The 915-nt window shown below is 39.0% G+C and carries 2 protein-coding genes; both read left to right on the top strand.

The annotated features are described in order from the left end of the window. Window positions 1–96 precede the first annotated feature (96 nt). Window positions 97–471, top strand: a complete 375-nt coding sequence (locus tag KHA90_RS25120) for a hypothetical protein (RefSeq protein WP_213308280.1) — start codon at window positions 97–99, stop codon at window positions 469–471. Window positions 472–521: 50 nt separating this feature from the next. Continuing rightward, on the top strand, window positions 522–896 hold the full coding sequence (locus KHA90_RS25115; protein ID WP_213308278.1) for a hypothetical protein: 375 nt from the start codon (window positions 522–524) through the stop codon (window positions 894–896). Window positions 897–915: the final 19 nt, after the last annotated feature.

Here is a 915-nt window from a genome sequence, read left to right as displayed (position 1 = left end):
ACTGCGGCTCCCGCCAAGCGTTCCTCGATCGCGAACACGCTCAATACGCTTGGGACACATTCAAAGAAATTTACATCAACCTAATTAAATAATACAATGGAATTAACGATAAACACAATTGAAAAAGCATTCATTGCCGAGGGATTAGATATTACATTAATGCCTGGTGTAGATCATCTGCAAAATGAGACTTATAAGAAAACAGTAATTACTAACTATAAATTAGAAGTAATTATAGCTGCTTTAAACAACGAAGGTCAGGATAAACCTTGGGTTGATGATTATTCAGATAGCGATCAATATAAATACGAGAATGTCTACGAGTATTCTCCCTCTTCGGGTTGGTCGTTGACCGTTGTCGTTGGCTGGAACCCGGGTACGAACTGCGGCTCCCGCCGTGTGTTCAGAACGAGAGCGATTGGTCGTTATTTCTGGGAACACTTCTCTGATTTGATCAAAGAGATTTTATAAACTAATTGAAACATAAAAAAAAATCAAATCAATTTAATTAAAATAAGATAATGGAATTAACGATAAACACAATTGAAAAAGCATTCATTGCCGAGGGATTAGATATTACATTAATGCCTGGTGTAGATCACTTGCAAAATGAATCTGATAAGCTATCCGTAATTAACAATTATAAGTTAGATGTAATTATCAGGGCATTAAACAACGAAGGAGAAGAAAAACCGTGGGTTCCTGATTATTCAGATCGTGAGCAGTATAAATACGAAAACTGGTACGAGTATTCTCCCTCTTCGGGTTGGTCGTTGTACGGTGTCGGTCACTGGCACGCGCATACGCACTGCGGCTCCCGCCGTGTGTTCAGAACGAGAGCGATCGGTCGTTATTTCTGGGAACACTTCTCTGATTTGATTAAGACCGTTCTATAAAAAATAAGGTTGTGCATTG

Origin of the sequence: Flavobacterium psychroterrae (assembly GCF_018380615.1) — a bacterium.
Lineage (GTDB): Bacteria > Bacteroidota > Bacteroidia > Flavobacteriales > Flavobacteriaceae > Flavobacterium > Flavobacterium psychroterrae.
This window is presented reverse-complemented; position numbering and strand designations above follow the sequence as displayed.